This is a genomic window from Enterococcus sp. UD-01 (assembly GCF_044909655.1).
In the GTDB taxonomy this organism is placed as follows: Bacteria; Bacillota; Bacilli; order Lactobacillales; family Enterococcaceae; genus Enterococcus_L.
This window is the reverse complement of record NZ_JBIYEU010000006.1, coordinates 57,442-71,631: the sequence shown is the minus strand read 5'-3', so window position 1 is coordinate 71,631 and position 14,190 is coordinate 57,442. Positions and strand designations below refer to the sequence as shown.

11 protein-coding genes are annotated in these 14,190 nt (G+C 38.6%); 9 read left to right on the top strand and 2 right to left on the bottom strand.

Translation table 11 applies throughout. The annotated features are described in order from the left end of the window. The first annotated feature begins 3 nt into the window (after nt 1-3). The 7 genes from ABH902_RS07195 to ABH902_RS07165 all read left to right on the top strand — a co-directional run bounded on the left by ABH902_RS07195 (nt 4) and on the right by ABH902_RS07165 (nt 7,362). A complete protein-coding gene (locus ABH902_RS07195; RefSeq protein WP_404589934.1) occupies nt 4-843 on the top strand; it encodes a stage 0 sporulation family protein in 840 nt (279 codons plus the stop codon). Continuing rightward, on the top strand, nt 836-1,183 hold the full coding sequence (locus ABH902_RS07190; protein WP_404589933.1) for a DNA replication initiation control protein YabA: 348 nt from the start codon (nt 836-838) through the stop codon (nt 1,181-1,183). The genes ABH902_RS07195 and ABH902_RS07190 overlap by 8 nt, the downstream gene beginning before the upstream one ends. 156 nt (nt 1,184-1,339) lie before the next feature. Next, nucleotides 1,340-2,206 carry a 16S rRNA (cytidine(1402)-2'-O)-methyltransferase gene (gene rsmI, locus ABH902_RS07185; protein WP_404589932.1) on the top strand — a complete coding sequence of 289 codons (867 nt, stop codon included), beginning with the start codon at nt 1,340-1,342 and terminating at the stop codon, nt 2,204-2,206. Between the two features lie 218 nt (nt 2,207-2,424). Next, the gene (locus tag ABH902_RS07180) at nt 2,425-3,594 is read left to right on the top strand and encodes a MucBP domain-containing protein (protein WP_404589930.1); all 1,170 of its coding nucleotides are present in this window, start codon (nt 2,425-2,427) and stop codon (nt 3,592-3,594) included. A 139-nt stretch (nt 3,595-3,733) separates the two neighbouring features. After that, the gene (locus tag ABH902_RS07175) at nt 3,734-4,717 is read left to right on the top strand and encodes an HD domain-containing protein (protein ID WP_404589928.1); all 984 of its coding nucleotides are present in this window, start codon (nt 3,734-3,736) and stop codon (nt 4,715-4,717) included. Nucleotides 4,718-4,748: 31 nt separating this feature from the next. Then, complete coding sequence (gene dinB, locus ABH902_RS07170; protein WP_404589927.1) at nt 4,749-5,885, top strand: DNA polymerase IV; 1,137 nt, start codon at nt 4,749-4,751, stop codon at nt 5,883-5,885. Between the two features lie 73 nt (nt 5,886-5,958). Beyond that, nucleotides 5,959-7,362 carry a cryptochrome/photolyase family protein gene (locus tag ABH902_RS07165; protein ID WP_404589925.1) on the top strand — a complete coding sequence of 468 codons (1,404 nt, stop codon included), beginning with the start codon at nt 5,959-5,961 and terminating at the stop codon, nt 7,360-7,362. Between the two features lie 51 nt (nt 7,363-7,413). Here the strand turns inward: ABH902_RS07165 and nrdG are convergent, their stop codons facing one another. Together nrdG and nrdD are read right to left on the bottom strand one after the other, a co-directional pair. Beyond that, nucleotides 7,414-8,016, bottom strand: a complete 603-nt coding sequence (gene nrdG / locus ABH902_RS07160) for an anaerobic ribonucleoside-triphosphate reductase activating protein (RefSeq protein ID WP_404589923.1) — start codon at nt 8,014-8,016, stop codon at nt 7,414-7,416. Between the two features lie 633 nt (nt 8,017-8,649). Beyond that, the gene (gene nrdD, locus ABH902_RS07155; protein ID WP_404589921.1) at nt 8,650-10,842 is read right to left on the bottom strand and encodes an anaerobic ribonucleoside-triphosphate reductase; all 2,193 of its coding nucleotides are present in this window, start codon (nt 10,840-10,842) and stop codon (nt 8,650-8,652) included. A 302-nt stretch (nt 10,843-11,144) separates the two neighbouring features. Between nrdD and ABH902_RS07150 the strand changes: the two genes are divergently transcribed. Continuing rightward, nucleotides 11,145-11,912 (top strand): ABC transporter ATP-binding protein, encoded by a 768-nt coding sequence (locus tag ABH902_RS07150; RefSeq protein ID WP_404589919.1) that lies wholly within the window; start codon nt 11,145-11,147, stop codon nt 11,910-11,912. Next, nucleotides 11,902-13,983 (top strand): FtsX-like permease family protein, encoded by a 2,082-nt coding sequence (locus ABH902_RS07145; protein WP_404589918.1) that lies wholly within the window; start codon nt 11,902-11,904, stop codon nt 13,981-13,983. Before ABH902_RS07150 ends, ABH902_RS07145 begins: the two co-directional genes overlap by 11 nt. The last annotated feature ends 207 nt before the right edge of the window (nt 13,984-14,190 follow it).

Below are 14,190 nucleotides of genomic sequence, written 5' to 3'. Positions count from 1 at the left end.
GAAATGGTAGAAGTAGTAGGAGTACGTTTCCGTGAAGCAGGTCACATCTATTATTTTGCTCCTGGAAAATCAGAGTATTTTTACAATGATAAAGTTCTCGTGGAATCCCAGCAGTCCAAACAGCTGGCCACCGTTGCAATACCAAAGAAATCCGTTGATCCAGATGATCTCCCAGAGGAATTAAAACCCATTTTAAATAAAGCATCAGAAAACGATTTGGAAAAGGAACAAAAGAATATAGCCGATGCAGCCGCCGCGCTTAGTGTGGCAAAAGAAAAAATTCAAGCGCACGAACTAGAGATGAAATTAATTCGCGTAGAATATACGTTTGATCGTAGTAAAATGATTTTTTATTTTACAGCAGATGGTCGAATTGACTTTCGTGAATTGGTGAAAGATCTGGCTGCGATTTTCCGTACCAGAATCGAATTGCGCCAAATTGGCGTACGTGATGAAGCGAAAATTTTAGGCGGAATTGGTCCTTGTGGCAGACAGCTATGCTGTTCGACTTTTCTAGGCGATTTTATGCCTGTTTCAATTAAGATGGCAAAAGATCAGGGATTATCTTTAAACCCAGTCAAAATTTCCGGATTATGCGGACGTTTAATGTGCTGCTTAAAATACGAAAATGACGAGTATGAAGCAGCCAAAAAAGAATTGCCTGATTACGGCAAAGAAGTGATTACCCCAGACGGCAAAGGAAAAGTTGTCGGTCTGAATTTATTAAGCCGGATTGTGAAGGTTCGTTTATTCGGACGTGAAACAGCGGTTGAGTATGATTACGACGAAATTAAAGAAGCAACGCAAAAAGCGCAAGCCGAAAAAGGTGATCAGAATGGATAAACGCTCTTTATACGATGGATTAAGCTCACTGGAAACTGATTTACAGGGAACGCTGAGCCAATTATCTGAAATTAAAGAAGCGCTGCATGAATTAGTCGAAAAAAATACAACACTTGAAATCGAAAACCAACGATTGCGGGAACATCTGCAGGAGCTGACCAAATTATCCAATGATTCGAATGATCCTGCTAAGCAGGAGCTATCTAAATCACGGATGAATCTGGAAAAGTTATATGAAGAAGGCTTCCACGTATGTAACATTTTATATGGTTCCCGTCGTGAAAATGATGAAGAATGTGCTTTTTGTCTGGACGTAATTTATGGAGAACGCAATAAATAATACGACTTTTATACGATTTGAAAAACGGTAGAATGTCTTTTCGCTGTTCATTGATTCATCTCGTTTAAGGAAGTTTAAAGTGTGGGACAAAAGTAAACAACACCTTTACTTTTGTTTCACGCTGTTTTTTTATTTTTATTATGTAAAGGAGCTATCATGTTTAAACAAAAAAGCTATGAATCCGCTGAAACGGGAAATCTTTATCTAGTACCGACGCCGATTGGGAATCTAGAAGATATGAGTATTCGCTGCTTAACTATTTTAAAAACAGCAACCGTGATTGCCAGCGAAGATACCCGTAATACGCAAAAATTGTTAAATCATTTTGAAATCACAACACCGCAAATCAGCTTTCACGAGCATAATTATAAGGAGCGGATTCCGCAGCTGCTTGAGCGTTTACGAAGCGGAGAAACGATTGCTCAGGTCAGCGATGCGGGGATGCCGTCCATTAGTGATCCTGGTCATGAATTGGTTGTGGCCTGCATTGAAGAAAATATCAAAGTTATTGCCTTGCCTGGACCGACGGCGGGAATAACTGCCTTGATTGCGTCAGGATTACTGCCGCAGCCTTTTACCTTTTATGGCTTTTTGCCGCGTAAGAAAAAGGAACAGCTTGAGGTTTTAGAAACCTTAAAAACAGCACTGCCAACGCAAATTTTTTATGAATCGCCTTATCGAATTGCTGCGACAGTCAAGCATTTTCAACAGGTTTTTGGGGATGAGCGGCCTGCTGTGATTTGTCGTGAATTGACTAAGCTCCACGAAGAATACTTGCGGGGAACCTTGGCTGAATTAACGGAATATTTACAGGAGCATTCCTTAAAAGGAGAATGCTGCCTGCTAGTGTCTGGATTTACTGGCGAATTGATTGAGGATCAGCAGGAGCTGAAGCTGTCGACTAAAGAACATGTCGAAGAACTGATCGCTGCAGGCTTTACGTCTAAAGAGGCGATTAAGGAAGTAGCAAAAATACGCCAGCTGAAAAAGCAGGAGGTTTATAGAGAATACCACATAGAATAAAGAAAGCTTTTTACGTATCTCATTTTTGAGATGCGTTTTTTTATATAACAAATAACCTTCTTTATATTATTGATAAAAAATAAGGAAAATTATAGTTTTGTTATGAATTTAAATAACTAATAAATAGTATGCTTAATGGATGTTAAGATATTTATATTAAAAATTATTGTTATTTTGTATATTATAATGATATAATTCTAATAAAAAGGAGGGAATCTATGTTTAGAAGAATAATAAATGCTTCACTTATTTTTTTAGTAAGTACTTCATTTCTTGCGGTTCCTGTAGTTGCTGAAGAAATGACGACAGCTGGTACTGATTATTCTGTATCGGCACCGCTTGCTGCTACACAGATTGTAGCGGGGAGTGTTCACTATGTTGCTGAGGATGGACGTGTATTATTGCCTTCTGCTGATGTCTCTATCAATTCGGGAAGTAAATTTAATTGGCCGGTTCCAGCTGTGATTAAAGGCTATGAAGTTGATTATTCAAAATCAACTATGTTTATAAAAGCAAGTAATAGAACACAAGAAACTTCTTTACAAGATTTTATGACAAGTGTGGGGTTAACTTCTATTGAAGAAACAATCCTTTTTTTAAATAACCAAATAGCAAATCATTTAGCTGCTGAATCAGTGACATTGACTTATGTTTACATAAAAACTTATGAACAAGCTGAAAACGTCATTATACGTTATATAGATACTGAAGGGAATCAGCTTCATGATGCACAAATAATCAATGGCTACATCGGGGATTCCTATGCAGCGGATACAACACCTTATAAATTGACTCTTGACGGCTATACTTTAGATGAAACGCAGCTGCCTCAAAATGCTGTGGGTACTCTCAGTGACACAGTACAAACAGTGACATATATTTACAAAAAAGATGCGGCAACAACGGGTACCGTCCATGTCTTTTATTTAGACGAAGCTGGAGCAAATTTAGCCGAACCGACTGAACTTACCGGTGCTTTAAATACGAACTACACTATTGTGCCTAAAGAAATCAACGGCTACAAAGTGAAAGCAATTCAAGGAAACGAAGCAGGGACTTTTACACCAGAAGTTCAGCAAGTGATCTACACCTATGAAAAGGAGAAAATCGACCAACAGCCTCTACGAACAAGCGACAGCAGTATCGAAATTCCACCAGCGAGCACTTCTGCCAGCCAAACAGCTGCAAAAGAAGTACCGCAGACAAGCGATTCAAGTCAAGCAACGGTAACTAGTACAGAGTCATCACAAGCATCTCCTACAATGAAAAAACAGACGCAGCTTCCCCGCACGAATACCCGTGAACGTCAGTGGTATCTGATTGCCGGAGGCAGTTTATTACTTTTGGTTGGTTATGCAATTTTAAAAAGAAGAATCAATTATAACTAAATAAGGAAAAAAAGCAGAGGGGGATCATCTGCTTTTTTTTGTATAAAATAAAGTAAGTGGCCACAAATAGCATTAGTTGTAAATGAACAAATGTTCGTATATAATAGAGAGGAAGAAGAGGGAAATTAGGAGAAATGTGATGGAAATCTATGATGAGCTGTATGGTCGTTTCACAGTAGAGCCGCTTTTGGAGAGCTTGATTCTTTCCACTGAGGTGCAACGTTTAAAGCAGGTGCATATGGCAGGAGCCGCTGTTTTGGTAAATCCACTTTGGAATGAAACAAGATATGAGCATTCACTCGGTGTTATGTTGTTAATCAGAAGATTGGGCGGTTCACTGGAAGAACAAATTGCCGGTCTACTTCATGATATTTCTCATACAGCTTTTTCTCATGTGGTCGATTTGGCTTTAAGCAACGAACGTGAGGACTATCATGAACAAATAAAGGCTAATTATATTCAGGACTCAGAAATTGCGGCTATTTTAGAACAAGCCGGCTATTCTATTGAAGCGTTGCTGTTTAATGATGAGCAGTGGCCGCTTTTGGAGCAGGAAGCTCCGTTACTGTGTTGTGATCGAATCGATTATACGTTGAGAGAGGTTCAACGTTATTTTGCGGTGCCTTTGTCAGAAATTCAGGTGTTTTTAGACAATCTGCTTGTTAGCGATCAACGCATCCTACTCCAGTCTGTAGAGTGGGCTAATTGGTTCATTGACCAATATCGTAAGATTGTCATTGATTTTTTTTATGATCCGCGTAATATTTATAGCTATGAATGGCTGGCTCAAGCAATTCGTCAAGGTCTAGAATCTGAAAAAATTGGCTCAGAGGATTTATTATTGACTGATTCCGCTTTTTTAGCAAAGCTAAAGCAAATTGATTCGCCGGAAATCCGACAGCTCTTAGCAAAATTGGATCAAGCTTTTACTTGGCAGTATTGTTCAAGTGAAGATAATTATGATATTTTTCAAAAGAAAAAGCTGCGCTTGGTTGATCCTTTAGTAAAAACAGCTAGCGGGGCTGTCCCTGTCTCACAGCTTTCCACGACAGCTTATGAAAAAATAAAACAGCTGCGCAGAGACAGTGAGCAAGGGATTTATCTTATTATTAATGAAAACTAAGTGCAGTGTTTTCAGAGAGGATGACGATGCTATGATTAGCGAATTGCGCTTTCCCTTAAAAAAGGATATTTCGCGTAAGATTATTCATATCGATATGGATGCTTTTTTTGCCTCTGTAGAAGAACGGGATCATCCTGAGCTTGTAGGTCATCCTCTGGTAATTGCTCGGCATCCTAGTGATACCGGTGGCAGAGGTGTAGTAACTACCGCAAATTACGAGGCTCGAAAGTTCGGTATTCATTCGGCAATGAGTGCACAAAAAGCGTTTGAATTATGTCCGGAGGCTATTTTTAAACCGGGAAATCATCAAAAATATACAGAAATTTCGCAGCAAATTAGAGAAATTTTTAAACGTTATACAGATATTATTGAGCCGGTTTCGATCGATGAGGCTTATTTAGATGTGACAGTGAACAAAATTAACAGTAAATCAGCGATTAAGATTGCAAAATTGATTCAATATGATATCTGGAATGAGCTGCATTTAACCTGTTCTGCCGGAGTCAGCTACAATAAGTTTTTAGCGAAATTAGCTTCTGATTTTCAAAAGCCTAAAGGGCTGACAGTGGTCATGCCGGATGAGGCAGAAGACTTTCTAAAAGCACTGCCGATTGAAAAATTTCATGGAGTGGGTAAAAAGACTGTACCTAAAATGCATGATTTAGGTATTTATACAGGAGAAGACCTATACAACAAAGACGAGATGGAGCTAATCCGCCACTTCGGCAAAATGGGCTATTCCCTTTATCGAAAGGTTCGCGGGATTCATGATTCGCCTGTCAGTGTTACCAGAGATCGAAAGTCTGTCGGCAAGGAACATACCTACGCTGCGCCTTTAACAACGCAAACACAAGTGACTGCGCAGTTGCGTCAGTTGGCAGAAAAAGTAGAAGCATCCCTTAATCGGGTGCAAAAGCACGGCAAAACAGTGGTCTTAAAAGTTCGCTACGCCGATTATACAACAATCACCAAACGCCAAACCTTGCCGGAATACATTTCCAAAAAAGAAGAGCTGTATTATCAGGCGAACTTGATTTGGGAAGACATTTTGGGGTTGGAGCAGGGGATTCGGTTGTTGGGCATCACATTGACGAATCTTGATCCAATGTCTTATGAAAATATGGTTTTACCGCTATGGGAGAAGCACAAAGAAGATACGCAGTCCTAACTTTCGTTGAAAAGTAAGCATTGTGCTACTATTAAACTCAGAAAGGCACAACTAGATAGAAAGGTGGAAATAGATGAGTTTAAAGATAATGTGGTTTCGTAAGGATTTGCGTTTTGAGGATAATACCGCTTTTAATAAGTTGCTGGAGCAAAGTGCAGCGCATGATCAGCTCGCATGTGTATTTCAGTTAAATCCGGAGCAATTTTTGGCAAATAGCTTTAATCATGATAGCTTTTTTACAAGTCTGCAGGAATTTAGAAACCGAGCGCAGGCGCGAAAGATTCCACTTCATTTTTTATATGGAGAACCGGTTGCCAGCTTTAAAGCATTGAAGGCGGCGTATCCAGAATGGCAGGCGCTTTATTTTAACAAAGATGAGCGCGGTTTTGGACTGGAAAGAGATCGAGCTGTAGCCACTTTTTTGGAAGAGCAACAAATTGAGATTCATGCCTATCAGGATAGTCATTTGCATGGCGCAAGAGAAATAGAGAAGCCGACTGGCGGAAGCTATCATGTTTTTACACCTTATTTTAAAAAATGGCTGCTGCGTTCAAAACGTCCTTATCGTCAAACAGCAGACATTCAGCGAGTCTTTCGGCAGCTGTCTGCTCCACTTTTTATGGAGGGAGCTGCTGCGTTTCAAAATATAATGAACAAAGTGCAGCTACCATTTTCCTATATTTGTGGTGAAGCGGCGGCAAACGCTTGTCTAGAACGGTTCATTTTAGAAGGTTTAGCGGATTATGAAAAAAATCGTGATTATCCTTTTGTTGATGGTACAAGTAAGCTTTCCCAATTTTTAAGGACTGGAGAGCTTTCTATCCGACAGGTTTGGCAGGCAATAATGGCGCAGCCGGATTCTGAGGGCAAACAAACTTTTATTAAAGAACTGTGCTGGCGTGATTTTTATAATATGATTTACAATGAGTACCCTCAGCAAAAAACGCAGGAAATTAAAGAGAATTTTCAACAATTAAATTGGCGGTATGATCAAGAACAGTTTCAACGCTGGCAGGAAGGGCGGACGGGGTATCCGATTGTAGATGCAGCGATGCGTCAGCTGAATCAGACTGGCTGGATGCACAATCGTTTAAGAATGATTACGGCCTCCTTTTTAACAAAAGATTTACTGATTAATTGGCGCTTAGGGGAAGCTTATTTTCAAAAGCAGCTTATTGATTATGATGCGGCTAGTAACATTGGCGGCTGGCAATGGGCTGCTTCTACCGGAACAGATGCAGTTCCGTATTTTCGAGTTTTTAATCCGACACTTCAGGGAAAACGATTTGATCCAAAAGGGGAATTTATTAAAAAGTATGTTCCAGAGTTACGACAGGTACCATTGCCATACCTTCATGAGCCAAGTACTTTACCGAAGGAACTGCAGGAAGCGTTACAATTAGCTTATCCAAAGCCGATCGTTGAGCATAGTCAGCAGCGAGCGAAAGTTTTGGCTTTTTATAAAGAATTTTCATAAAAAAGCACACCAGACAACAAAAGAACAAAGTTGCCTAGTGTGTATTTTTATTTAGATTAACGCTGATTTTTTTATTTGTTCAAAGGATTGTTCAGCATCGTGGCATTTATCCCAAATGACCACTTCGCCTTGTTGAAGCGATTTTTTTACATCAATAATTCGCTGATTGCTGCTACCTCTAAACTGCAAATTTAAATTTCTTTTAGAAAGCTCAAATCGGCCATCAACTAAAATATCGATTTTATTCAACAATTCCAATTTATCCGGCGAATCCAATAATAATTCTTCAAATGTATAACCAGTCCACGACCAGATATCTTTTTTAGCACCGAATTCTTGATGGACGCGGTCAACGACGGTTAAGCAAACATGTGTATTTAAAAAAGGCTCTCCACCTAAAAGTGTCAATCCTTGAACATAATCATGGGAAAGATCTTCAATAATTTTATCTTCCAATTCTTTGGTAAATGGTTTTCCATAGTGAAAATTTTGTACAGCTTGATTAAAACAGCCTTCGCAGGCAAATAAACAGCCGCTAACGTAAAGACTATTTCTGACTCCTTCACCGTCAACAAAGTTAAAGGCTTTGTAATCAGCAATATAATCTTTGCTGAAGTCTTCCGCCAACCATTCTTTTGGTTTTGGATTTCTCATAATATCATCCTTTCAAATAAAACAACGCCGATAGAAGTTCATTTGCTGTGAAACACAGCGAAAGAATTGAGCTGATGATGAACAGTACAAGACTTGCTGAGAATCACAGTGAATAAAAATGAACTGATGATGAACAGTACAAGACTTTCATAGAAAGTGTTGAACATTTTTTCTCAAGACTAAACGGCTCATTCCGCTTTTTACTAATCCAGCTACATGAGCCAGCCTTTCGGGAAAAAGATAAAAATAGTTTGTGGCAAAAAGCGCCACAATCGATTTTTCCTATTTTCCTGTCAAGGCTAAACGGCTCATTCCGCTTTTTACTAATCCAGCTGCACAGGCTAGCTCTTCGGAAAAAAGATAAATTGTGAACGAGGCGAAGAGCGCCTCATCCTCAATTTCCTATTTTGCTGAGAATCACAGCGAAAGAAATTGAGCTGATGATGAACAGTACAAGACTTTCGTAGAAAGTGTTGAACATTTCCTAAGAGCTGAACGAGCCTGTTCTGCTTTCTATCAATCCAGCTGCATGAGCCAGCCTTTCGGGAAAAAGATAAAAATGGTTTGTGGTAAAAAGCGCCACAATCGATTTTTCCTATTTTCCTGTCAAGGCTAAACGGCTCATTCCGCTTTCTATTTCATATGTTTTACTCTCGAAGAGATTTCTTTATGGCGGCCGTGTACCATTGGTCTTGCTTGGGGGTTGCCTAGGTAGCCGCAGGTGCGTTTGACAACGTCGCATGATTTTGGATCGTGATTGCCGCATTGTGGGCATTCGAAGCCGCGTTCTGTCGGATTGAAGTCACCTTCAAAGCCGCATTCGTAGCAGTGATCGATTGGCGTATTTGTACCTAGATAGCCTACTTTGTCATAGGCATAATCCCAAACAGTTTCTAAAGCCTTTGGATTTTGTTGTAGGACTGGGTATTCACAATAGTGAATAAAGCCACCGGAACAATAAGCCGGATAATCTTTTTCAAAATCTAATTTTTCAAACGGCGTTGGATTTTTACGCACATCATAGTGGAAGCTGTTTGTGTAATATTCTTTATCCGTAATATTTTCTACGATACCGAATTTTTCCGTATCTAAACGACAGAAGCGGTCTGTTAAGCTTTCACTTGGTGTTGAGTACACACTGAAATGATAGCCATAGTCGTTGCCCCATTTGTCTGCATGTGCTTTTAGATCTTTCAAAATAGCCAAAGTAAATTCTTTCGCTTCAGGATTTGTTTCCCATTCACCGCCGTAAAAGGCAGAAGCAACTTCATATAAACCGATATAGCCTAGAGAAACTGTTGCACGCTTGTTTTTGAATAGTTCATTTACAGATTCTTTTCTGGATAAACGTTTGCCGAAAGCGCCGTACATATAAAGAATAGGGGCATTTGCCGGAGTAGCTTCTTTACAGCGTTCTACACGATAAACCAAGGCATCTTTCATAATATCCAAACGAGCCGCTAATAATGACCAGAATTTTTCAATATCACCTTGGGCTTCCATTGCGATTCTTGGTAGGTTTAGTGTAACAACACCTAAGTTCATACGACCAACATTGACTTCCGTGCCATTTTCGTCTTTCCAGCCTTGTAAAAATGAACGGCAGCCCATTGGGACTTTGAAGCTTCCTGTTAATTCTACAATTTTGTCGTAGTTTAAAATATCTGGATACATGCGTTTTGTTGCACATTCTAAAGCTAATTGTTTTACATCATAGTTAGGATCGGTGGCGTTTAAATTGACACCGTCTTTTAATGTGAAAATTAACTTTGGAAAAATGGCGGTTCTTTTTTCGCTACCAAGACCGTTGATTCTGATTTGTAAAATCGCTTTTTGGATTTCGCGTTCAAACCAGTTTAAGCCTAAACCAAAGCCTAGTGATGTAAAGGGTGTTTGACCATTCGAGGTGAATAATGTATTGATTTCGTATTCTAGACTTTGCATCGCATCGAAAATATCTTTTTGTGTTTTCGCTTTTGCGTATTCTTCTTGACGCTTTTCGTCTTCAATCCATTCCTTGGCATCAATTAAATGCTTGTCGTAATTCAATTTTGCAAAAGGTGCGAGTAATTCATCCACGCGATCAGCAGAACAGCCGCCATATTGGCTAGATGCAACATTGGCGATAATTTGCGAAATTTGTGCGGTTGCTGTTTGAATGGATTTTGGTGATTCGACTTCGGCATTACCGATTTTAAAGCCATTATTTAACATACCTTTAAAGTCAATCAGACAGCAGTTCGTCATTGGCGTGTAAGGATGATAATCAAGGTCATGATAATGAATATCTCCTTTTTGGTGCGCGTTGGCTACATGAGGAGGTAGCATTTTCAAACCAATTGATTTACCAACGATACCGGCCGTTAAATCACGTTGCGTGTTGAAAACATCGCTGTCCTTGTTGGCATTTTCATTGACCACTGTTTGATCCTTATTGATTAACTTACTGATGGTAAAGTTAATATCGGTTGCTTTGCTGCGTTCAAAGTCCCGACGTGTGCGGTAATTAATATACTCTTCAGCCAGTTCATATTCGTTTTTCGTCAGTAAAATATGCTCGACAATATTTTGAATTTCATAGATTTTAACATTTTCCGTAAACCGGTCGGAAATTTCCTGATCGATTCTTTCGACAATCTCTTGAATGCGTTCGTGAGCCAGCGGATCCAAAGAACCATGAATTTTTTGTTCAGCTTTGATCAAGGCGTCATAGATTTTCTGGTCATCAAAATCAACTAAGCGTCCATCCCTTTTAACGATTTTCATAGTGTGCAGGCTTGAATTTTGTGAATTCATTTTAACGCCTGCTTGTTTTATTTCCATCATACTATCCAGCTCCTCATATGTTTTTTCCTTCACTATCATAAAACAATTCCAGAAATCTTTCAACTATATGTAGTGTCAAATTTAATTTTTTTAGCTTATTAATAACTACATATAGTGTTTCGTGAGAATGAAAATTTATTGAAAGCAACTCGTAACAAGCTTTGTAGAATTCATCACAAAAATTTAATGACAAAAAGAGTGAAAGAATTTTTTTTATTATTACCGAATTGTAAGAAGAAACGATGTTCAGTTTTTAAAAATCTTGGTAGAATGAGAGCAATGAATAAGATGGAGAGAAGACAATGAAAAAAATTTTAGAAGTGGATCACTTAAGCAAGTCTTATGGTTATAGAAATAATAAAGTCCAAGTGTTGAATAATCTCTCTTTTTCTGTCGATCAAGGGGAGTTTGTAGGGATTATGGGCCCCAGTGGAGCAGGAAAATCTACGTTGTTGAATACTATTTCCACTATTTCTTTACCGACAACAGGAACTGTTCGTATTGATGGACAGGATATTTTAAAGATGAGAGATAATCAGATCAGTGATTTTCGCCGGAAAAATTTAGGCTTCATTTTTCAGGATTTTAATTTAATGGATACGTTAAATGTGAAGGACAATATTTTGTTGCCTTTGGCTATTGATCGAATGCCTGTAGCAGAGATGGAGGCGCGTTTACTTCATGTGTCACGTATTTTGGGCATCGAGCAGCTCTTAGATGCTTATCCTAATGCGATATCTGTTGGCCAAAAGCAGCGAGTTGCAGCAGCACGAGCGTTGGTTACTAAGCCTAAAATTATTTTTGCAGATGAACCGACAGGCGCGCTGGATTCTAAATCCGCTGCAGAGCTACTTCATTATATGACGAATATGAATATTCAAGATGATGCGACGATTATGATGGTTACGCATGATCCCTATACCGCTAGTTATTGTAATCGGATTTTATTTATTAAGGATGGCGTGATTTTTTCTGAAGTTGTGCGTCAAGGCTCTAGAAAAGAATTTTTCAATCGCGTAATTGATATGCAGGCAACGATTGGCGGAGGTGGTCGTGCAAATGATTTTTAATTTGTCTTGGAAAAATTTCAAAGGACAATTTCTTAATTACTTTGTCTATTTTGTCAGCATGACATTTGCAGTAATCGTCTACTATTGTTTCAGTGCTATTACGTACAATCGGGCATTAGTAAAGCGCGTAGGGCAGGAAATCCATATTAGCGGAGCCATGAATTTCGGCGGTATTTTGCTTATTATTATGGTGTTAGGGTTTATGCTTGCGGCGAATCATTTCTTTCTATTGAAAAGAAGACGGGAGATTGATTTGTACCATTTGTTCGGCATGCGGAAAAGTCAGATTTCTTTGTTGTTTTTTATGGAAACCTTGATTATTGGCGCAGCTTCCCTTGTCGTTGGTATTATCTTTGGGGTGATTTTCTCAAAACTGTTTTCGATGATTTTGGCTAAAGCGATGTTTTTAAAGGTGGAAAGCCTATTTTCCATTTCGTTTCCATCCATGATGCAAACGGCGCTGATCTTTGTCTTTATGCTGTTAATTGTTTCTTTTCGCAGCACCTGGACGATTTATCGCTATCGTGTCACTAGTTTAACCAAAAATGTTGAGGAACGAATGATTGAATCAAAAAAGTTATCAAAGCTATCCTTTTTTTGGGCAGTTTTAGGGATTGTGTTGATTTTAACCGGCTATCTTTTGTCTTATTATGTGATGCCGTTTGCTGTGTCTTTGAATAAGGCTCTAGGAAGTTTCACTGGCATATTACTGGCTCCGTTATTGATTATGCTGATATGTATGGTAGGAACCTATTTATTTTTTAAATATACGATTTATTTAATTGTCTATCTTATTGAAAAAAATCGTTCCAGCTACTATCGTAATTTGCATATGCTGGCTTTAGGGAATACAAAATTTCATATAAAGAAAAGTGGACGGACCTTGTCTACAATTACTATTTTTATTGCCGTTGCGCTTGGGATGATTGGTGGTTCTGCTTCTTTATATACTCTTGGTATGAATTCTGTGAAAGTTACTGCGCCCACCGATTTTATTGTTTCCGAGGACACTGTGAACAAGCTGAAGAAAAAAATTGAAGCGGAACCTAATACCGTCATTGATTCATCCGTCACATTGAAATTTAAGTTGACGGGTAGCAGGTTTCATTTTAAAATTGGTCAGGAACAAAAGGAAAGCTCCTTGAGTCCTATTAATCTGATTGCTTTGTCCAATTATAGGGAATATCAACGGATAAATCCTTATTTAAAAGATATTCAGATTACTCATGAGCAGGAGGCTGTTACTCTAGATAGTCTCCAAAATATTTTAAGCGGCTTTGTCCGCTATGATTCTGTCTTTGATCTGCAAGGTGGTCAAAAGCTGATTGTGAAAGAAACGAAGCCGGATTATTTAGGTCAGGATTTGATGCGGTATATGATGCCGACGTTGGTGGTTTCCGATGCACTGTATCAACGAATCGATACTGGGCTTACGTATAATTTAACGGCCTTTAACGTACAAACCTCGGATGAAGAAGCTTTAACTAACTTTTTGGCTGAATCGATTAAGCCTAACTGGACATCGCCGATTTATTATCGTTACCAGTGGATAGATAATCAGGTGAGCGGCTATATTAAAAAAGCGAGTCAAGTGAAAGAAGAAGACCTTAGTACGATTGGCACAGATGAAGAAGAATTTTGGCAGTTGAACTATACAAATCATTTTTCCGATTTGAGGTATGAACGCAGAGTAATGGGCTTGTTTATCTATGTAGCGATGTTTTTGGGGATTTTGGCGTTGATTATTACCGGCAGCATTTTGATGCTGCAGCAGTTTGCTGAAGCGGAAAAAGAAAAAGCAAAATATGATTTATTAAGAAAAATCGGTGTTTCTCAAAAGCAAATGACATGGCTGGTTTATCAGCAAAACAGTATTATCTTTTTCCCACCAATGGTCATTGGTGTTTTGCATGCGACCTTTGCAATCTATGTTTTTAGTAAGTTTGTGTCAAGTTCCGGCTATTGGCTGGCATATTTATCCTGCGGACTGCTGATTTTAATTTATCTTGCGTACTATTTTCTAACTTCAGCGATTTATACTCGGATTATTCGCGGCCGAGACCAGCGTTAAAATTAAATTTTTTTAAAGATAACAAGTACAGTCATTTTGTTATTTATATAAGTATAAAGGAAAGAAAAAAAGAGTTATATGTTTTTTAAGAATGCTAAAAACACCCTTTAGATTGATTTAAATGACATTTTATATAAAAATCAAGGTGGATCAAAGAAGCTTATTTTTGTTCCACCTTCGTTTTGTGTAAAAAGTGACAAAAGTGTT